Here is a 19,620-nt window from a genome sequence, read left to right as displayed (position 1 = left end):
ATGAAATTTTTGCCTGTAGTGCTGGTTGTTGCCCTGAGTGGATGTTCAGGTTATCTGGGCGAGCGTTTTCACGATCGCGCCGATGATTACCTGATCACCAAGGATATCGAGCCAACGCTGGATGTGGGTGGTGCCCCTGTTGGTGGTCAGGATCTTTATCCGATCCCGCAGCTGCCAACCACGCCAGCAGTACCAACCGCGTTTGAAGTTCCAAAACCGGACCCTCTGGTGGGCGGCAACGATGTGGAAGAAGATTCCCAGAGCCTGACAGCCTATCAGTCGCAGGCGCTGAACCCTCGTCTCGAAACCGACGGTTCTGGTAGTCTGGTACTGCGTATGGACGGTAACTTTGCTCAGGCATGGTCAGCCGTCAGTGATGCCCTGACCAAAACGCCACTGAAGGTAACCGACCTCAACCGCAGTGTTGGCACCTGGTACATGGAGCTGAGCGAGCGCGAATCCGAAGAGGATATCGGCTGGTGGGGCCGCCTGTGGGGTAGCAAACCGGAGCTGGTTACTGGCACCTACTTGCTGAAAATGAACCGTTCCCGTACCGGTGTGTATGTTTCCCTGTTGAAGGAAGATGACAAGCTGGCGGGTGCGGAGCTGACGGAATCGGTTCTGCGGGTTCTGAATAAACAGCTGACCCAGTGAGATATGCCTCGCTAGGCAGTGGTAGCAAGGGAAATGCAACCCTGGTTGAACACGCTGGCAGAAGCCTTCTGATCGACTGCGGATTCAGTCGCAAGGGCATTCTGGAGCGTATGACCGCAGCCTCAGCGGATTGGTCCATATTGGATGCGGTACTGGTTACCCACGAACATACTGATCATTCCCGCGGGGCGCTGGCGGTCTGTGAATGGCTTGATCGGCCGCTGTACAGCTCGTTTGGTACGGCGCGCAAGATGGGGTGGCTCGACCATGAGTTATGGCGACCATTACACGGTGACCAGCTGCTGGAGCTTGAAACCCTGCGGGTTCGGCCGGTAACGGTTCCACATGATGCCCATGAGCCTCTGCAGTTTGTGGTGGCCAGCCACACAGAAGAACGCCGTCTGGGTGTGTTGAGTGACCTTGGATCGATCACTCCACACATTCTGGATGCCTACCGGGAGTGTCATGCCTTGCAGCTTGAGGCCAACCACGATCCGGTGATGTTAAGACAAGGACCATATCCGCCAGCGCTGCAAGCGCGTGTTGCTGGTAATTATGGTCACCTCAGTAACGGCCAGTGTGCGCAGTTACTGGAAGCGTTGTTATGGTCTGGTCTGCAACAGGTGACAGCAGGTCATATCAGCGAAAAAAACAACAGCCCTGAACTGGTGCGCCGTGAGCTGTCTCGTGTCCTCGGATGCGATGCGGATTCCGTGCAGTTACTGGGGCAGGATGGTATTTCGGGCTGGTTCGAATTCCGTTAACCAGCCGCTCCGGCACTGCCGAGGCGCCCGATTCTTTATAGTTATATTCCGGAGATCCTCATGGAAAAACGCGAACTGCTTTATTCTGGCAAGGCCAAATCTGTATACAGCACAGATAACCCGGACCTGATGGTGCTGGAATTCCGTAACGATACTTCTGCTTTTGACGGCAAAAAAGTCGAGAAGCTGGATCGCAAAGGCATGGTGAACAACAAGTTCAACGCGTTCATCATGACCAAACTGGCTGAAGCGGGTATTCCGACTCACTTCGAAGGCCTGCTGTCTGACACCGAGGCGCTGGTAAAGCGTCTGGACATGATTCCGCTGGAATGTGTGGTTCGTAACGTGTCTGCCGGTTCTCTGTGCCGTCGTCTGGGCGTTGCTGAAGGTATCGAGCTGGATCCGGTTACCTTCGAGCTGTTCCTGAAGAACGACTCCCTGGGCGATCCGATGGTTAACGAATACCACGTACGTTCTTTCGGCTGGGCTGAAGAAGCTCACCTGAACCGTATGAAAGAACTGACTTTTGCTGTGAACAAGGTTCTGAAAGAAATGTTCGATCAGGGCGGTCTGATTCTGGTCGACTACAAACTGGAATTCGGTCTGTACAAGGGCGAAGTGGTGCTGGGCGACGAGTTCTCTCCTGACGGCTGCCGTCTGTGGGATAAGGAAACTCGTGAGAAGCTGGATAAAGACCGCTTCCGTCAGGGCCTGGGCAACGTGGTTGAAGGTTACGAAGAAGTAGGCCGTCGTATCGGCGTACAATTCTGATCATCGCCTGAAACGGCTTCTGAAACGCCTCGTCAGCTTTGCTGGCGGGGCGTTTTGCTTTTCTGGAACAATGGCGGCGATTGCGTTGGCAAATGGCAGGAATCCGGGCAAACTAGCGCCGTTTTGACGATTTTGCACATATCCAATTGGAACAGGACATAACCAATGAAAAAGACTGCAATCGTACTGGCCATGATGGCCGCTGCTCCGCTGTCTGCTCATGCAGACCTGCTGTTTACTCTGGGCGCCAAAGCTAGCGTCTGGAATGCTGATCCATCAGGTCAGCTGGACGATGGTGTATCCGTGGACGATGATCTGCAGATCAAATCCGAAAACGGTCAGCAGATCACTGTGTTCTTCGAACACCCGATTCCGTTTATTCCTAACGTGCGCATCAAACAGACCAATCTGGAACTGAATGGTTCTGGGACAGTTGACATCAGCTTCCTCGACACTCGATTTGATAATGAGACGGTTGATAGCACTCTGGATCTGAGCCACACCGACCTGACCCTGTACTGGGGCCTGCCGCTGCCAATCCCGTTTTTTGATTTCAACTTCGGTCTGACGGCTCGTCAGTTTGACGGTATGGCGGAAGTTCGCAGCACGACAGAAAACAAAACTGCCAGCCAGGATCTGGATTTTGTGGTGCCAATGGGCTTCGCCGAAGTAAAAGTCAGCACACCATTTGGTATCTACGCCAATGCTGATATCAACTACATCGGTATGTCTGGCAACAAACTGTCTGACGTCAGCTACGGTGTTGGTTACGATCTGCCAATCCCGGTTGTGGATCTGGGTATCGAAGCTGGTTACCGTGCAATCAACCTGAACACCGATGAAGATCTGGCCGACATCAATACCGACGTAAAAATCTCCGGTATGTACTACGGTGCAGCTTTCTCTGTTGGTTTCTGATCGATAGTTGTCGCGGCTGGCCGGATAAACGGCGGGCTGCAGACAATAAAAAAGCGCCCAAGGGCGCTTTTTTATTGTCCGTTATCTGAGCAAGCCGAGGCTTGCCCAGAAGGGCATGGCATCAGATGATACCCAGCTCCTGCAGGTCGGCTACCAGGCTGTCAACGCTCTGGTTGTCGGCTGCGAGGCTGACGTCGGCGCCATCGGCACCACCAGCAACCAGTACAACCAGACCAGCGGCTTTCAGCACGCCAGCAGTTTCAGCTGCACCAATGGCGGCTACACGGCCCATTTCGAACAGACGACGATCCAGTGCTTCAACCAGTGCTGTTGCATTAACGGCGTTAACGGCAACAACGGCAGGTTTCTGACCGAAACGACGGGCTTTTTCTTCAGCAGAAACCGCGCTGTTGTTATCGGAAGCAGAAGCCTGACCAACGATCATGCCCGCACCAACGGTAACGTTGCTCAGACGGTCGATGATGATGAATGCACCAGTGCCCTTGATCTTGTTGTAAGCATCAAACGGTACGGCCTTGTCCAGACTCACTTCAACCAGAGCGATTTCGTTCAGGTTAACCTGTTCAACCTGGCGCTGTTCCAGCGTGTTCACGTCGATCAGGTGGTGAATCTTGCTGACAGTACCGGCGCTGGCGCCAGAAGCGAATTTCAGGTCGTATGGACGGCCTGGAACCATGGCTTTTTCAGTCATCCAGACGATGTCAGCGTTGAAGCGGTTACCCACCACTGGCTGGTCGTCGATCTTGACGATGACGTCACCACGGCTGATGTCGATTTCGTCTTCCAGAGTCAGGGTCACGGACTGGCCAACAAACGCCTTGTCCAGATCACCATCGAACGTCACGATACGTTCAACCTTGCTGGTCTTGCGGGATGGCAAGGCCATGATGGTGTCACCTGGCTGGATCACACCCGAGGTGATGGTGCCGCAGAAACCACGGAAGTCCAGGTTTGGACGGTTCACGTACTGCACTGGCAGACGGAAGTTTTCGATGTTCTTGTCCTTGGAAATCTCAACGGTTTCCAGGATTTCCATCAGGGTCTGGCCTTTATACCAAGGTGAACGGGTAGAACGGTCTACCACGTTGTCACCATCCAGAGCGGAGATTGGTACGCAGTGGATATCGTCCTGAGCCAGGTTCAGCTTGGAGGCGAACGCCAGGTAGTCTTCGCGGATTTCGTTGAAGCGGGCTTCGCTGAAGTCCAGCAGGTCCATCTTGTTGATGGCAACCACCACGTGCTTGATGCCCAGCAGGGAGGCAATAAAGCTGTGACGTTTGGTCTGGGTTTGTACGCCGTAACGAGCGTCAATCAGGATGATGGCGAGGTCACAGGTGGAAGCACCGGTGGCCATGTTACGGGTGTACTGCTCGTGCCCTGGGGTGTCCGCGATGATGAACTTGCGCTTGGCAGTCGAGAAGTAGCGGTAGGCTACGTCGATGGTGATGCCTTGCTCACGTTCAGCCTGCAGACCGTCAACCAGCAGTGCCAGGTCCGGACGGTCACCGGTGGTGCCAACCTTGGCGCTGTCCTTGGTTACGGCAGCCAGTTGATCTTCATAGATCATTTTTGAATCGTATAGCAGACGGCCGATCAGCGTGGATTTGCCATCGTCAACGTTACCGCAGGTCAGGAAGCGCAGCAGTTCCTTGTTTTCGTGTTGCTTCAGATACTCAAGAATATCCTGGGCGATCAGATCAGACTGGTGAGACATATCAGAAGTAACCCTCTTGCTTCTTCTTCTCCATCGAACCGGATGAATCGTGGTCGATGGCACGGCCCTGACGCTCGGAAGTGGTGGTCAGCAGCATTTCCTGAATGATTTCTGGCAGGGTGGCAGCTTCAGACTCCACCGCACCGGTCAGCGGGTAACAACCCAGGGTACGGAAACGTACGGATTTCATTTCCGGTACTTCGCCTTCTTTCAGTGGCATACGGTCGTCATCAACCATGATCAGCATGCCATCGCGATCTACAACCGGACGTGGGGCAGAGAAGTACAGCGGAACAATCGGGATACCTTCCAGATAGATGTATTGCCAGATGTCCAGTTCGGTCCAGTTGGACAGTGGGAATACACGGATGGATTCGCCTTTGTTCACTTTACCGTTGTAGATGTTCCACAGTTCTGGACGCTGGTTTTTCGGGTCCCAGCGGTGTTTGCTGTCACGGAAAGAATACACACGCTCTTTGGCGCGGGATTTTTCTTCGTCACGACGGGCGCCACCAAAGGCTGCGTCAAAACCGTACTTGTCGAGCGCCTGCTTCAGGGAAGCGGTCTTCATCACGTCGGTGTGTTTGGAAGAACCGTGAGTGAACGGGCCAATACCCTGTTCAACACCTTCCTGGTTGATGTGGACGATCAGGTCCATACCCACTTCCGCAGCCATCTTGTCGCGGAATTCGATCATTTCGCGGAATTTCCAGGTGGTATCCACGTGCATCAGCGGGAACGGTGGCTTGCCAGGGAAAAATGCCTTGCGAGCCAGGTGCAGCATCACAGAGGAATCCTTACCGATGGAGTAGAGCATTACCGGATTATCAAACTCGGCAGCTACTTCACGGATAATATGGATACTCTCCGCCTCCAGCTGTTTGAGGTGGGTCAGGTTGTATTCGCTGATCATGGGAAGATGGTCTCGAATGTTAGTGTCTTGAGCGGTGATAGCAGGGGTAATTGACAAAGCGGGTTGCCAGACCTCGCCCGATATTACATTGGCCGGGACTATACCAAGGCATGTGGCATATAAAAAGCTTACATCAAGATTGTTTGGTTATAACGGTTATAACCTTCAATCCCCGTGGTTTGGGCATCTGTTCAGGCTTGAGAGTGGTCTCGGAAGGCTTGTGACAACGATGGTTAATTCAACAGAACATGCGTTGAATATGAGGGTGTGGGGCTGGGTGCAAGAGTGTTATTGACGGAATCGAGCCTGTTCGTCCCGGAACAATCCCGGTAGTCGTCTGCCATTGCTGGCAAAAACACTTCTCAGCAACAGGTCGGTTTGATTGTTTCAGCGGGGTCGGATACATTTCGCACCCCGAAATCCAACCGTGGAGCCCGCCCGTGTCGACCCCTTGGGAGCTTTATCAAGCCGATCTCAAACGAGACGATTTTTCCTATGATGCCGCCCAGGAAATGGCGGTAAAGCACCTGCAACGCCTGTATGACGATCTGGTTGCTGCTGAAGAGCGCGCCGCGAATCGCGGTATTCTGGACAAGTTTGCAGCCCGTTTCAGCCGCAAGGCACCGGAGCCGGTTAAAGGATTGTATTTCTGGGGCGGTGTTGGTCGTGGCAAGACTTATCTGGTTGACACCTTCTATGATGCGCTACCGATCAAACGCAAGATGCGTACTCACTTTCACCGCTTTATGCAGCGTGTGCACCGTGATCTGACCGATCTGGCTGGTGAAAAGAACCCGTTGCTGATTGTGGCGGATCGCATTGCATCTGAAGCCCAGGTGATCTGCTTCGACGAATTTTTCGTATCCGATATTGGTGATGCGATGATTCTGGGTGGTCTGATGCAGGAACTGTTCAGCCGCGGAGTGACTCTGGTGGCGACCTCCAACATTGTGCCGGATGGTCTTTACCGTGATGGTCTGCAGCGTGATCGTTTTATTCCGGCTATCCGTCTGCTCAACAAATTCACGGAAGTTGTGAACGTTGACAGTGGTGTGGACTACCGTCTGCGTACGCTGGAGCAGGCTGAGCTGTATCACTTCCCGCTGACCAGTGCTGCAGAATCCGGCCTCAAGAAAAGCTTTGATGGCCTGATCCCGGATGCTCGTTGTGTGCAGCTGAATCAGGATGTAGAAGTGCTGGGCCGTAATATCCGCGCACGTGCCGTGTGTGAAGATGTTGCCTGGTTTGAATTTACGGCCCTGTGTGATGGCCCACGTTCCCAGAACGACTACATCGAACTGGGCAAGCTGTTCCATGCTGTGCTGGTTTCCAATGTGCCGCAGATGGGCCTGAAGAACGACGATCTGGCGCGTCGCTTTATCAACCTGATCGACGAATTCTACGATCGTGGTGTGAAGGTAATCATGTCTGCCGAGGTAGCGATTCCGGATATCTACACCACCGGCAAACTGGAATTTGAATTCCAGCGAACCACTTCTCGTATGCTGGAAATGCAATCCCGCGATTATCTGGCGCGCGAACACAAGGCCGATTAAGGCCTGCTTATGGGGTTTGCAGCTGCGTCTCGATGTGGCTGCGAATCTCGTCTATTTCTGCCGGAGTAAAACCCTCGTGTACCCAGCTGACGTTACCATTGCGATCCAGCAGGTAAGAGGTTGGCATTCCCTGTACACCGAAGGCATCCGACAGTTTCCCCTCCGGGTCTGACAGCTGTACGCCGACGGTAATATTCTTGTCTTTCAGAAATTCCCGACCCAATGCCGGGTCATCATCTTCGTTGATGCCTACAAGGACAAAGCCCTGGCTGGCGAGTTCCTGCTGCAGTTCTGCCAGCATGGGCAGTGATTTGCGGCAAGGCCCACACCACGAAGCCCAGAAGTCGACGTAGACCACTTTTCCCTTGAAGTCTGCCAATGTATGGCTGCCATTCTGCTGCAGTTGTTGCAGAGGCATTTGCGGGGCAGGTGAACCCGCATCAATAGCAAGAGCAGGCATGGCGGCAAACAGCAGACTTAACACAAGCTGACGTGACATAGGAATTCCCGGAAAACTGGAGCTGGCAGTGTACGGCAGGGATGATCATGGCAAAACCCGCCGCAGCGGGTTCTGTTGGTATCTGAACGCTTATTCGCTGCGATAACCAATCCGGAAACCACCCCAATGTCGACCTTTGACCATAATCGGCACCGAAAGGTCATGCATGACTTCTCCTGTGTCGCGTTTGTAGGTTTGCAGCAGGAAGGGTTGTTTGTTCTGGCCGCAGCGGGAACCGGTGCGGTCATTGAATACACGTTTGGTGCGGTTCTGGGCGAGGTCGCGTTTATAGTCGCCTGTCAGCGGTTGGCTGAAGCGGCGGTTGTGAGTCGGGAAATAACCATTTACGTCTACGGCACCGGCGTAGGCAATTTCACTGTGGCGCTCAAGAATAGGCTCCTGAATAGCCGGCAGGTACTGGTCGGTGAAGGTATCGTAACGGGTGTGGAATTTGGTTGGAGTGGTATTGGCGATTGGTTGGTAGTTGGTATCAAACACATCGTCCAATGACATGCGACCACTGTCGATGGCATCCTCGAACAGACGGCTGATCGCCGCCGACGCAGCTATTGCCTCGTTTTTGGCCGTGTCGTGAACGTGTCCGAGTTCACCGTCACCAAAGGCTTCATAAATTTTTTCAGCGGTTTCAGACAATGACAGCGAGCGTTCAGACATGGCCGAAATCTCTTTTTCGGTGTCTTCAAGGCGGCGGCTGGTTTCCTGCACAATCGACGAAATATGCTGGATATGAGAGCTGTTGTTCTGAACGTTGGCGGCAATTGTATTAACACTGCTCTGAATTTCTTCAGAGCGAGCATAAATTTCGTTCAGGTGTGAACTGATGGTCTGGGTCATACGAACACCCTGATCAATCACCACGGTCAGTTCCTGGCTGTTATTAACCGCACTTTTGATGGCGTTGTTGATCTGTTTGACGGTTTCTCCGATCTGTTCGGTGGCGCTGGAGGTTTTGGCAGCCAGGGCACGCACTTCATCGGCTACTACGGCAAATCCTCGACCTTGTTCGCCGGCGCGGGCAGCTTCGATGGCGGCGTTCAGTGCCAGCAAGTTGGTCTGTTCGGCAATATCACTGATAACGTGAGTCATGGCCTTGATCTGTTCGGATTTGCTCTCGAGCTGGGAAATCAATTCGGCATTGGCGTTAACACGTGCCCGTGTACCTTCCATCTGCGGGATGGTTTCATCAACCGCTTTTTTACCTTCAAGGTTAATGGTTTTGGCGTTGTCGGCCGCGTGGGCGGCTTCTCGCGTCTGATGTACCATCTGGTCGACCGCTGCTGCGATCTGTTCAGCGGACGCCACGATCTGTCTGGTATCTTTTACTTCTTCGTGAATTTTGTCGCGCAGGCGATCAGAGGCATACGACATTTCGGCTGCTGATATGGCGATACGTCCGCTGTGCGTTGATAATTCCCTTCGCACTTTCCCCATGCCCAGGATGCCATCACGCGCCTTTTCCATTCCTGGAATCAGATGTTCTACGCCGGTATTGCCTTGTAGCCATTGGCCGAGTGAATAACAGGACTGAGCACGTTGTTTTTTGCCTTGGCGATAATTCAGGAGTGTTACGACCGCGGCTGACGCCAAGCCAGCGGTAAGGGCTGACCACTCGTGTGACAGTGGCAGACTGTAGATCAGCAAGCCGGATCCGGCGCCAGCAACCAGATTAAGCAAAGCGCTGAGTGGGCTGTTTTCGGCGTGATGTGACATAGTTGCCTCCAGAGCATTCCTGATTAGCTTAGCCAAAGATGCAGGAATGGTAGTGATCAACCGATAATTTATTGCTGGAAAAGATACAGATGAAACAAAGGGGAGGTAAATTTTATTGCAAATTCAAGAAAGCAAAAAACCGGCTGGAGCCGGCTCTTGTTCGTCGATATCGACGTTATTGGTGCCCAAGGAGAGACTCGAACTCTCACGAGCGTAAGCTCACTGCGACCTGAACACAGCGTGTCTACCAATTCCACCACCTGGGCATTTTTATACGCTGGTTGTTTCCAGCTCCAGAGTTAAACTGCTCTGACCAGTTTTATTACACCATTAACGGTTAATTAATGGTGCCCAAGGAGAGACTCGAACTCTCACGAGCGTAAGCTCACTGCGACCTGAACACAGCGTGTCTACCAATTCCACCACCTGGGCATTTTTATACGCTGGTTGTTTCCAGCTCCAGAGTTAAACTGCTCTGACCAGTTTTATTACACCATTAACGGTTAATAATTGGTGCCCAAGGAGAGACTCGAACTCTCACGAGCGTAAGCTCACTGCGACCTGAACACAGCGTGTCTACCAATTCCACCACCTGGGCATTTTTATACGCTGGTTGTTTCCAGCTCCAGAGTTAAACTGCTCTGACCAGTTTTATTACACCATTAACGGTTAATTAATGGTGCCCAAGGAGAGACTCGAACTCTCACGAGCGTAAGCTCACTGCGACCTGAACACAGCGTGTCTACCAATTCCACCACCTGGGCATTTTTATACGCTGGTTGTTTCCAGCTTCAGAGTTAAACTGCTCTGATCAGTTTTTTACAATCTGTAATCAAAAATTTTTTGATTTGGTGCCCAAGGAGAGACTCGAACTCTCACGAGCGTAAGCTCACTGCGACCTGAACACAGCGTGTCTACCAATTCCACCACCTGGGCATACAGATTGTCACTAACAACTACAGGGATTTGGTACCAGAGGCCGGACTCGAACCGGCACACCCGCAAGGGCGGGGGATTTTGAATCCCCTGCGTCTACCGATTTCGCCACTCTGGCTTGTCAGTAGCTGTCAGTGCCGCGCATATTACAGCGAAAATTTTTCCTGTCAAACTATTTTTTAAAATATTTTCTTAACTTGCTGCGATGAGTTCGGTAACCTTGCGGCTCCTGTTTCTCTGGCTGCTTTTTGATCGCTTTGCAGCGCTCTCAATAAACGAGCCACTACTAGATGTATGGTATGAAAACCCGAGATTTTTCTTTCGATCTTCCGGACGAGCTGATCGCCCGTTATCCGGCGGAGCAGCGCAGTGCTTCCCGCCTGCTGCGTCTGGATGGTCGCACTGGCACGACCCAGCATCAGCAGTTTGTTGATCTGGTTGATATGCTGGAGCCCGGCGACCTGTTGGTCTTTAACAATACGCGTGTGATTCCTGCGCGCTTGTTTGGTGAGAAGGCCTCTGGCGGCAAGATCGAAATGCTGGTGGAGCGTTTGCTTGAAAACGGCGAGGTTATGGCGCATGTCCGCGCATCAAAGTCCCCTAAAGAAGGGCAACTTCTGGTGGTGGCCGGTGAAAACGTTCGGGTGCTGGGTCGTCAGGGCAATCTGTTTCATCTGAAATTTGAAACGGATGAGCCTCTGCTACAGATTCTCGAACGTGCTGGTCATATGCCATTGCCACCTTATATGGATCGTGATGACAGCGAGTTCGACCGTGAGCGGTATCAGACAGTGTATGCTGCCAAACCGGGTGCGGTCGCCGCGCCAACAGCGGGCCTGCATTTTGACGAAGCCCTGCTCGAGCAGCTGCGTAACAAGGGCGTTGGTATGGCATTTGTTACCCTGCACGTCGGTGCCGGTACATTTCAGCCGGTCAAGGTCGATAATATTCTCGAGCATGAAATGCACGCGGAATACATCGAGGTACCGGAAGAGGTAGTAGAAGCTGTCAAGGCGACCCGTGCCGCCGGCAAACGTGTGGTGGCAGTGGGAACGACTTCAGTACGCAGCCTGGAAAGTGCCAGCCAGAGTGGCGAGATTGCCACGTTTTATGGTGATAGCCGCATTTTTATCTATCCGGGGTATCAATTCCGCTCGGTAGATGCCGTCATCACCAACTTCCACCTGCCAGAATCCACCTTGATCATGCTGGTATCCGCATTTTGTGGTCGAGATGCGACTCTGGCGGCTTACAATGAAGCCGTTGCCAATCGTTACCGTTTCTATAGCTACGGTGATGCCATGTTTTTGTCGGCGCCAAGTGCCGATGCCGTTTACCCTCGGGAGTCCTGATGAGTCGCGAATGTTTTATGAAGTTCAACCTGCTGGCGACCGACGACAGCAGCAATGCCCGTCGCGGCACCCTTGAATTTCCGCGTGGCAAGGTACAAACCCCGGCGTTTATGCCGGTGGGAACCTATGGCTCAGTGAAGGGTCTGACGCCCGACCAGATTCGCGAGCTGGGTGCCGAGATTATTCTGGGCAATACGTTTCACCTGATGTTGCGTCCTGGTACCACCGTTGTAAAAGCCCACGGTGACCTGCACGACTTTATTGGTTGGGACAAACCTATTCTCACCGACTCCGGCGGCTTCCAGGTGTTCAGTCTGGGGGATATGCGCAAGATTACCGAAGAAGGCGTTACCTTCCAGTCACCGGTGAACGGTGATCGGGTGTTGATGACCCCGGAAAGCTCGATGGAAGTGCAGCGGGATCTCGGTTCTGACATTGTCATGATTTTTGATGAATGTACCCCGTATCCTGCTACTGAACAGCAAGCGGCGGACTCCATGCGCCTGTCGCTGCGTTGGGCCAAGCGCTCCAAAGATGCACACGGTGATAATCCGTCCGCGCTGTTTGGCATTATTCAGGGGGGGATGTACGAAACCCTGCGTGATGAGTCTCTCGAAGGTCTTCTCAATATCGGCTTCGATGGTTATGCGATTGGTGGTCTGAGCGTGGGTGAGCCCAAGCCGGACATGCTGCGTATCCTGTCTCATACCGCGCCGAAAATGCCGGTGGACAAGCCTCGTTATCTGATGGGAGTCGGGAAGCCCGAGGATCTGGTTGAGGGGGTGCGTCGGGGTGTCGACATGTTTGACTGTGTGATGCCAACCCGAAACGCCCGTAATGGACACCTGTTCACATCGTTTGGTGTATTGAAGCTGCGTAACGCAGCCAATCGTAACGATACCGGGCCAATTGACCCGGAATGCGATTGCTACACCTGCCGTGGATACAGCCGCGCCTACCTCTATCACCTTGATAAGTGTGGTGAAATGCTGGGGGCTACGCTGAACAGTATCCATAACCTGCACTACTACCAGACTCTGATGGCCGGTTTGCGCCGTGCATTGGAAGAAGGTACATTTGCGGCCTTTGTTGATAGCTTTTATGCCCGGCGCGGGATGACAACTCCAGCGCTGGATCAGCGAAATTCCTGAAAAACTGTAGCGGGCACCCTGCTGGGAGCCCGCATTTGTACTGGAGATTGGTTTCAATGAAAGCTCTGTTTGCCGTTCTGGCGATGACCCTGTCTGCCGCGTCTTTTGCCGAAGGCCCTGTTGGTGACGCTCCTATGGGGGTAACCGGACAGCTTATTTTCCTGGGGGGGTTCCTGGCGATTTTCTACTTTCTGCTGTGGCGTCCACAGTCCAAACGCCAGAAGGAACACAAAGAGCTGATTGGCGCTCTGGCTAAAGGTGATGAAGTGGTGACCGCTGGCGGTATGCTGGGCAAGGTCATCAAGGTGACTGACGATTTCGTCGTGATTGAAGTGGGTAACGGCATCCAGATGCCTATCCAGAAAGTTGCGGTTGCCATGGCTCTGCCAAAAGGCACTATCAAGGATGTGCTCGCCTGATTTGAGCGTGCCAGTGGCCGGACGATGCTGACTAACAGCTGTCCGGCCTCAAAAATGAGTCATAACAAGGGCAGACTATGCTCAACAAATATCCCCTCTGGAAAAACCTGCTGATCCTGGCAGTGCTGGTTCTGGCTGCTATTTACGCCGCTCCTAACCTGTATCCGCCGGATTCCGCCATTCAGATTACTCCTGCCCGTTCCGGTGCCGAGTTGTCCGCGGATGTGATTGGTAATGTTCGCACGCTGCTGGATGAAAACGGCATCAAGACCAAATCGGACGAACAGAAAGGTGCCACCGTCCTGTTCCGTCTGCAGGATGGCGAACAGCAGTTACGCGCCAAAGACGTTGTTCAACGTCAGCTGGGTGACAACTACATCGTTGCACTGAACCTGGCCCCAACCACTCCGGCATGGCTGTTGAGTATGGGCGCTGGCCCAATGACTCTGGGTCTGGACCTGAGCGGTGGTGTGCACTTCCTGATGGAGGTGGACATGGACGAATACCTGAGCAGCCGCGTTGGTAACTATCGCGAAGAACTGCGTAACCGTCTGCGCGAAGAAAACATCAAATATCGTCGCATCCAGATTGAAGAAAAGCAGATCCGTCTGAGTTTTGTGGACGCTGCTGTTCGCGACGAAGCCAACCGTTTCCTGACCCGCGAATATGCCGAATTTGTTCGTAAAGACGAACAGAAAGGTGATTCCTTTGACGTGGTTCTGAGTGTCTCCGAGCAGAAAATCAAGGAGTTCGAGGACTACGCCATCAAGCAGAACCTGACCACCCTGCGTAACCGTGTTAACGAGCTGGGTGTTGCTGAGCCACTGGTGCAGCGTCAGGGACGTAATCGTATCGTGGTTGAACTGCCAGGTGTGCAGGACACTGCTGAGGCCAAGAAAATTCTGGGCAAAGCTGCCAACCTCGAGTTCCGTCTGGAAGCTGAGCCGGGTGCCAGTCGTTTCACTACTGAAGAATACAAATTCCGCAGTGATGAATTCCGTACTGCACGTCTGGAAAAAACCATTATCACTACCGGTGACAGCGTAACCAACGCGATGTCGGCGTTTGATGAAAACGGCTTCCCGCAAGTAAACATCGACCTGGATTCAAAGGGCGGCGCGGTGATGACCCAGGTTACCCGCAAGGCTATCAAGCGTCGTATGGCGGTGCTGTTTGTTGAGCGCAAGCCAAAAACCGTTTACGAAATGGTGGAAGGTGTTGAAACACCAAAAACCGTTCAGGTGGTCGACAAATCCATCATTTCCCTGGCAACCATCCAGAGCACTTTGGGTTCCAGCTTCCGTATCACGGGTCTGGAGTCTGCCGAAGCGTCTGAATTGGCGCTGCTGCTACGTTCCGGTGCTCTGGCTGCACCAATGTACTTCGTTGAAGAACGTACGGTTGGTCCAAGCCTTGGTAAGGAAAACATCCAGATGGGTCTGAACTCGGTGGTTCTGGGTCTTGCTCTGGTGCTGGTGCTGATGGTGTGGCAATACCGCCTGTTTGGTCTGGTGGCCAACGTTGCACTGTTGTTCAACCTGGTGCTGGTGGTGTCGCTGATGAGTCTTATCGGAGCGACCCTGACCTTGCCGGGCATCGCCGGTATCGTGCTGACCGTAGGTATGGCGGTTGACGCCAACGTACTGATCTTTGCTCGTATCCGTGATGAGCTGGCCAAGGAACGTACTCCACAGCAAGCCATTGCTGAAGGTTTCGATCGTGCCTTTATCACTATTTTTGATGCCAACATCACCACTCTGATTGTGGCGGTGATCCTGTTTGCCGTGGGTACCGGTCCGGTCAAGGGCTTCGCGGTTACCTTGTCGTTCGGCATCATCACGTCCATGTTTACTGCCATTATGTTGTCTCGCGCCATCATTAACCTGATCTACGGCGGGCGTCGTGTGGAGAAGCTGTCGATCGGAGGTCAGGAATGAGCAAAAAGCACGATTTTGATTACATGAAGTACAGCAAGCTGGCACTGCTGGTGTCGTTGCTTGCTGTAGTTGTGTCGATTGGCGCTCTGGCGGTCAAAGGTCTGAACATGGGCCTCGACTTCACCGGTGGTACGCTGCTGGAAGTGAAATACACCACTGCAGTGCCGGTTCAGGATATTTCCACGGCTCTGGGCGAGGCGGGTTACAAAGGCGTCAGCGTGCAGAGCTTCGGTGCGGAAACCGACGTTCTGGTGCGTATGTCCGAGTCGTTTCACGACGGTCTGGGTGAGGAAGTTCTGGCGACTCTGCAAAAAGCTGCGGGCGCCAACCAGCTGATTCTGAAGCGTAGTGAGTTCGTCGGTGCCAACGTGGGTGAAGACTTGCGTGACCAGGGCGGTATGGCTCTGTTGCTGGCGCTGTTCCTGATCATGCTGTACGTAGCGGCCCGCTTCCAGTTCAAGTTCTCAGTTGGTGCGGTACTGGCGTTGTTCCACGACGTGATCATCATTCTGGGTGTCTTTGCGATTTTCCAGATCAACTTCGATCTGACTGTGATGGCAGCACTGCTGGCGGTAATCGGTTACTCCCTGAACGACACCATCGTTGTGGCGGACCATATTCGTGATAACTTCCGTACCATGCTGAACGGTACTCCTCGTGAAGTGATCAACGACGCGCTCAACCACACCTTCGGCCGTACTCTCATGACTTCCTTGACGACTGCCCTGGTGCTGGTGGCTCTGCTGGTGGTTGGTGGGCAGTTGATTCGTGGTTTCGCAACGGCTCTGTTGATTGGTGTGGTGGTGGGTACCTATTCCTCCATCTACGTTGCATCTGCGCTGCTGCTGGCGATGAAGGTTTCCCGTGAAGATCTGATGCCTCCAGAAGTGCAGGACGAGATCGACGATCGTCCATAACAGACGTGGCAGAGTAATCTGCCGGTCTGGCTAATCCCCAACAGCCGTTGTTTTGCGACAACGGCTGTTTGTTTTTTCAAAACCGGGTGAACCCTATGCTCAGTTATCGCCATTCCTTCCACGCTGGCAACTTTGCCGATGTGCTCAAACATCTGATTGAAGTCGAGATTCTTGAGTATCTGGCGCGCAAGGATAAACCCTACGTTTACATCGATACTCACGCGGCTGCCGGTCTGTATCAGCTGGATTCGCTGGAAGCCGGGAAAAATCGTGAATACGAAACCGGTATTGCACCTCTGCTGGAGGCCAACTGGCCAGAAGTACAGTCGTATCTGGATGTGGTGCGGGCTTGTCAGGAATTGGCCGATGAGCCTTTGTACCCAGGCTCGCCCTGGTTTGCCATGCATATGATGCGCGAGGACGACCGCGCCTTCCTGTTCGAGCTGCATCCGCGAGATCTGGCCCTGCTGGAGGATCTGACTTATCGTGACCGCCGGGTGCGTGTGAACGGTGAGGATGGTTTTGCCGGGCTGATCAGTCTGCTGCCGCCGACCCTCAAACGAGGTCTGATCCTGATGGATCCTCCGTATGAGATCAAAACTGATTACCAGCAGGTGGTTAAAACCCTGGTTGCTGCCCATCGACGTTTTGCTACCGGCACATATGCCCTCTGGTATCCGGTTGTGGATCGTAGTCGTATAAACGAGCTGGAACGGGCATTTGTGGCTTCGGGGATTGCCAATATCCAGTTGTTCGAATTGGGCATTGAAGCGGATCGTGACGGCCGAGGCATGACCTCGTCTGGCATGCTGGTGATCAACCCGCCTTATGTGCTGATGGAACGTATGAAGGCCTTGTTGCCACGTCTGGCTGATTTGCTGGGACGTGATGGTCAGGGCTGCTGGCGTGCCGTTGAGCTGGTGGGTGAAAACGGCTGATTGGTACGACGTGTATGATCAGGCCCGCAGGCGTTTTACGCCTGCGGGCTTTTTTATTCATGATCCATTTCTGATTCTGCGCCGATCGCCGGTTGCCCGGTAATCGCCAGAACACCCTGATGGGTAATACGGCGTTGCGCCGAAATGGCATAAAACTCCTGCACCAGATCATCCAGCCGACCGACCAGCTGTACCTGATATTTCTGGCAAATCTCTTCCTCGATCAGTGACGGCGCAAAAAAATACCCATATCCCTGGCTGCCAAATGCTTTCATTAACGCGGAGTCATCAAATTCTCCTGTGATGCGCACGTTCAGGCCAGCGTGATTAAACCAGCTCAGCAACTCGGTACGCAGACTGGAAGTCTTGTCGGTGTGCAGCAGTACCGGGGCGTTATCGAGGCAGTCCGGGAAGGGGCGGGTATCGTTCAGGCGTGCCAGCAAGGGCAGGGCAGCAAAACACGACAGGCTGCTGCGCCCGAGCAAATGGTTAAAGCAGCGGATATTCATGCCGGAAGGGATGGGGCTGTCAGCAAGCACCAGATCCAGCTTGTGAACCGCCAGCTCTCCGAGTAATGACGTCATCTGTTCTTCGTGACAGATAATCCGCATGCCACCCGGCAACGCCATTGCCGGTGATAAAAACCGGTGGGCGATGGATTTGGGCAGGGCATCCACAATGCCGACCCGGAATTCGGTCGGGCGATTGGATATGCCCAGATGCATGACTTCTTGGAGCTCATCTCCAAGCTGAAAAATCTGACGACTGTAATCGTAAGCAACCCGCCCGGCGTCGGTCAGTTCAAGCCCTCGTCCTGACTTGCTGAACAGATGATTGCCGAGATCTTCCTCCAGCAGACGTAATTGGCCACTGATGGTTTGTGGTGTGATGTGCAGGCGGTCGGCGGCGGCCTGAATACTGCCTTCGGTGGCTACTGCATGAAAATACTGCAGATGTTTGTAGTTGATGCGTCTCATACTTCGTAAAAATCGATCTATCATGCAAAGATTATTCGAATATTATTTTTTATTTGACGCTCCTACAATTCAATCCTGTATGAAAACAGTTTCTTTGGAGAATCACTGTATGAGTCGTCCTGATTATCTCAACATGAAGTCCTCGACTTCTGAGACGATCGCCATGCCGGCAGATGCCATGAGCGGCGATCGCATGGAGTACAGCACCGTCGCTGTCGACGGCCGTAAAGTACTCCGCAATACCTACATGCTGTTGTCAATGACCTTACTGTTCAGCGCGGCGGTTGCGGGTACCTCAATGGCTCTGAATCTGCCTCATCCAGGCCTGATTCTGACGCTGGTGGGTTACTTTGGTCTGCTGTTCGCCGTTCACAAGACCAAAGACAGCGCGATGGGTATTGTTTCCGTGTTTGGTCTCACCGGCTTTATGGGGTACACACTGGGTCCCATCCTCAGTGCCTACGCCAGTATTCCCGGTGGGACCGGCATTATCACTTCGGCCCTTGCCACTACCGGTCTGATTTTCTTCGGTATGTCGGCTTGGGTGCTCTCCACAGGTAAAGACTTGTCCGGTTGGGGCAAGACCCTGATGGTCGGTGTGCTGGTGGCGTTTGTTCTGAGTCTGGGCGCGTTCTTCTTTGAAATGCCTGCCCTGTCTCTGGCGGTATCCGGTCTGTTTGTAATCCTGATGAGCGGCATGATTGCGTGGGAAACCAGCAATATTCTGCACGGTGGTGAGAGTAACTACATCATGGCGACTGTGTCCCTGTATGTGTCTCTGTACAACCTGTTCGTCAGCCTGCTGCAGATCTTTGGTGTACTGGGTTCTGATGATTGATTCGGCGCCTGCCCCCGCATGGGCAGGCAATGAGTCTCTCTGTATGGTTTGAAGGGTTTTGATTGTTGGTAGGTAGCCTCTCCTAATCTTCTGTGCTCAAGAAGATCGCCCCGCCCGGATTGGCACGGTCGGGGCTTTTTTTTACCGATTTCGTCTCTGTTATCCCTCCTGATCCTGTCTGATGGTCGTCTAGACTGACAAACAGTGGTTAGCGAGGGTTTTTTTATGCCTGTGCTGTGGGCGTGGCCGGATGGTTCAGGAATAAGTCGCGCTGTTTGGTTGTGGCTGTTGGGCCTGATGTTGATGCTGATGGCCATGCCGATGCAGGCGGAATGTCGGGATCTGGATGCGATGGCGGCTTCTGACAAACTCGCCAAGGGCTATTTCAAGGACGGTGCGGTATTTCACCCTGCACGGGTTCTCAAGGTGCATTCCCCGTCGGGGCGCAAGGAAATCGCCAGTTATGTCAAAACCGGGGACAAACGATACAGCATCTTTACGCTGGTGGATGAGGACTGCAAAGCCCGTTTTATGAAACGCACCCGGCAGCAAGACTGACAGCACTGTATCCGGTTATTCGGGCGGTTTGCTCAGACGGGGTTGTTGGCTAAAAA

Annotated in this window: 18 protein-coding genes and 6 tRNA genes; 13 read left to right on the top strand and 11 right to left on the bottom strand. The window is 53.3% G+C overall.

Translation table 11 applies throughout. The features are described from left to right. From bamC to OUO13_RS00225, 4 genes are all read left to right on the top strand, one after another. Positions 1-654 carry an NlpB/DapX family lipoprotein gene (gene bamC / locus OUO13_RS00240; RefSeq protein ID WP_283171840.1) on the top strand — a complete coding sequence of 218 codons (654 nt, stop codon included), beginning with the start codon at positions 1-3 and terminating at the stop codon, positions 652-654. Further along, positions 651-1,418: an MBL fold metallo-hydrolase gene (locus OUO13_RS00235; RefSeq protein ID WP_283171839.1), complete on the top strand. Its 768-nt coding sequence runs from the start codon at positions 651-653 to the stop codon at positions 1,416-1,418. The genes bamC and OUO13_RS00235 overlap by 4 nt, the downstream gene beginning before the upstream one ends. Before the next feature lie 60 nt (positions 1,419-1,478). After that, on the top strand, positions 1,479-2,189 hold the full coding sequence (purC, locus tag OUO13_RS00230; protein ID WP_283171838.1) for a phosphoribosylaminoimidazolesuccinocarboxamide synthase: 711 nt from the start codon (positions 1,479-1,481) through the stop codon (positions 2,187-2,189). A 165-nt stretch (positions 2,190-2,354) separates the two neighbouring features. Continuing rightward, positions 2,355-3,107 (top strand): TIGR04219 family outer membrane beta-barrel protein, encoded by a 753-nt coding sequence (locus OUO13_RS00225; RefSeq protein WP_283171837.1) that lies wholly within the window; start codon positions 2,355-2,357, stop codon positions 3,105-3,107. 121 nt (positions 3,108-3,228) lie between these two features. On the opposite strand, the gene cysN is transcribed toward OUO13_RS00225, so the two are convergent. Beyond that, complete coding sequence (gene cysN, locus OUO13_RS00220; RefSeq protein WP_283171836.1) at positions 3,229-4,842, bottom strand: sulfate adenylyltransferase subunit CysN; 1,614 nt, start codon at positions 4,840-4,842, stop codon at positions 3,229-3,231. Between the two features lies 1 nt (position 4,843). Next, entirely contained in the window at positions 4,844-5,752 is a 909-nt protein-coding gene (cysD, locus tag OUO13_RS00215; protein ID WP_283171936.1) for a sulfate adenylyltransferase subunit CysD, read from the bottom strand. Between the two features lie 443 nt (positions 5,753-6,195). On the opposite strand from cysD, the gene zapE reads away from it, so the two are divergent. Next, positions 6,196-7,311: a cell division protein ZapE gene (gene zapE, locus OUO13_RS00210; protein ID WP_283171835.1), complete on the top strand. Its 1,116-nt coding sequence runs from the start codon at positions 6,196-6,198 to the stop codon at positions 7,309-7,311. Positions 7,312-7,318: 7 nt separating this feature from the next. Here the strand turns inward: zapE and OUO13_RS00205 are convergent, their stop codons facing one another. The 8 genes from OUO13_RS00205 to OUO13_RS00170 form a co-directional block, all read right to left on the bottom strand. After that, entirely contained in the window at positions 7,319-7,810 is a 492-nt protein-coding gene (locus tag OUO13_RS00205) for a TlpA family protein disulfide reductase (protein WP_283171834.1), read from the bottom strand. A gap of 90 nt (positions 7,811-7,900) precedes the next feature. Beyond that, positions 7,901-9,541: a methyl-accepting chemotaxis protein gene (locus tag OUO13_RS00200; protein ID WP_283171833.1), complete on the bottom strand. Its 1,641-nt coding sequence runs from the start codon at positions 9,539-9,541 to the stop codon at positions 7,901-7,903. Between the two features lie 179 nt (positions 9,542-9,720). Beyond that, positions 9,721-9,807 (bottom strand) — tRNA-Leu (locus OUO13_RS00195). A 79-nt stretch (positions 9,808-9,886) separates the two neighbouring features. Then, positions 9,887-9,973 (bottom strand) — tRNA-Leu (locus OUO13_RS00190). A gap of 79 nt (positions 9,974-10,052) precedes the next feature. Continuing rightward, positions 10,053-10,139: transfer RNA gene (locus OUO13_RS00185), tRNA-Leu, on the bottom strand. 79 nt (positions 10,140-10,218) lie between these two features. Next, positions 10,219-10,305, bottom strand: a tRNA-Leu gene (locus OUO13_RS00180). An 85-nt stretch (positions 10,306-10,390) separates the two neighbouring features. Beyond that, positions 10,391-10,477: transfer RNA gene (locus tag OUO13_RS00175), tRNA-Leu, on the bottom strand. Between the two features lie 31 nt (positions 10,478-10,508). Then, a tRNA-Leu gene (locus tag OUO13_RS00170) sits at positions 10,509-10,595 on the bottom strand. 181 nt (positions 10,596-10,776) lie between these two features. On the opposite strand from OUO13_RS00170, the gene queA reads away from it, so the two are divergent. From queA to OUO13_RS00140, 6 genes are all read left to right on the top strand, one after another. Then, entirely contained in the window at positions 10,777-11,829 is a 1,053-nt protein-coding gene (gene queA, locus OUO13_RS00165) for a tRNA preQ1(34) S-adenosylmethionine ribosyltransferase-isomerase QueA (protein ID WP_283171832.1), read from the top strand. Between the two features lie 17 nt (positions 11,830-11,846). Continuing rightward, a complete protein-coding gene (tgt, locus tag OUO13_RS00160) occupies positions 11,847-12,980 on the top strand; it encodes a tRNA guanosine(34) transglycosylase Tgt (RefSeq protein ID WP_428982304.1) in 1,134 nt (377 codons plus the stop codon). Positions 12,981-13,036: 56 nt separating this feature from the next. After that, on the top strand, positions 13,037-13,399 hold the full coding sequence (gene yajC, locus OUO13_RS00155) for a preprotein translocase subunit YajC (protein WP_283171830.1): 363 nt from the start codon (positions 13,037-13,039) through the stop codon (positions 13,397-13,399). A gap of 77 nt (positions 13,400-13,476) precedes the next feature. Next, positions 13,477-15,336, top strand: coding sequence for a protein translocase subunit SecD (secD, locus tag OUO13_RS00150; protein ID WP_283171829.1), 1,860 nt, complete (start codon positions 13,477-13,479; stop codon positions 15,334-15,336). Further along, positions 15,333-16,253 (top strand): protein translocase subunit SecF, encoded by a 921-nt coding sequence (gene secF, locus OUO13_RS00145; protein ID WP_283171828.1) that lies wholly within the window; start codon positions 15,333-15,335, stop codon positions 16,251-16,253. Before secD ends, secF begins: the two co-directional genes overlap by 4 nt. Positions 16,254-16,348: 95 nt before the next feature. Further along, complete coding sequence (locus OUO13_RS00140; RefSeq protein ID WP_283171827.1) at positions 16,349-17,191, top strand: 23S rRNA (adenine(2030)-N(6))-methyltransferase RlmJ; 843 nt, start codon at positions 16,349-16,351, stop codon at positions 17,189-17,191. Positions 17,192-17,244: 53 nt separating this feature from the next. On the opposite strand, the gene nhaR is transcribed toward OUO13_RS00140, so the two are convergent. Beyond that, complete coding sequence (gene nhaR / locus OUO13_RS00135) at positions 17,245-18,168, bottom strand: transcriptional activator NhaR (RefSeq protein WP_283171826.1); 924 nt, start codon at positions 18,166-18,168, stop codon at positions 17,245-17,247. 178 nt (positions 18,169-18,346) lie between these two features. Between nhaR and OUO13_RS00130 the strand changes: the two genes are divergently transcribed. Together OUO13_RS00130 and OUO13_RS00125 are read left to right on the top strand one after the other, a co-directional pair. Continuing rightward, complete coding sequence (locus OUO13_RS00130; RefSeq protein ID WP_428982303.1) at positions 18,347-19,006, top strand: Bax inhibitor-1/YccA family protein; 660 nt, start codon at positions 18,347-18,349, stop codon at positions 19,004-19,006. 225 nt (positions 19,007-19,231) lie between these two features. Continuing rightward, complete coding sequence (locus OUO13_RS00125; protein WP_283171824.1) at positions 19,232-19,564, top strand: hypothetical protein; 333 nt, start codon at positions 19,232-19,234, stop codon at positions 19,562-19,564. Positions 19,565-19,620: the final 56 nt, after the last annotated feature.

Source organism: Parathalassolituus penaei (genome assembly GCF_026626885.1).
GTDB lineage: Bacteria > Pseudomonadota > Gammaproteobacteria > Pseudomonadales > Oceanobacteraceae > Oceanobacter > Oceanobacter penaei.
Note: the sequence above shows the minus strand (reverse complement) of the source record. Positions and strands in the feature narration are given on the sequence as shown.